We start from the raw sequence: 314 nt of genomic DNA, 5'->3' as shown, positions 1-314 counted from the left end.
CTTGACCTCCTCCATGCGGCGCAGATCAACGCCGCCCTGCGAGGCGATCGTCCGGACGGTCAACTCCTTCTCGTCCATTTCCAGACTGAAGATCAGACCCACGCCCGCGCCGCGGATGGCCACATGGTTGACGATCTGCAGGCCGAGCATGGTCTTACCGCTGCCTGGGCGGCCGGCGATCACCACCATGCTCTTGGGGCGCAGGAAGCCGATCAGCTTGTCCAGGTCGACCAGGCCGGTCGAGAGCTTCGGTGGAGCGCGGTCATCCAGCACTTCCTGCATCCCATCGAACACCTTGGGCAACACCTCGGCCA

At 64.3% G+C, this 314-nt stretch carries 1 protein-coding gene; it reads right to left on the bottom strand.

The genetic code is table 11. From position 1 onward, the window contains the following. The coding region (locus tag GYA94_RS26900; RefSeq protein WP_161893479.1) for a DnaB-like helicase C-terminal domain-containing protein at window positions 1-314 on the bottom strand (314 nt) is incomplete at both ends.

The organism is Pseudomonas juntendi, assembly GCF_009932375.1.
GTDB classification, from domain to species: Bacteria; Pseudomonadota; Gammaproteobacteria; order Pseudomonadales; family Pseudomonadaceae; genus Aquipseudomonas; species Aquipseudomonas juntendi.
This window is presented reverse-complemented; position numbering and strand designations above follow the sequence as displayed.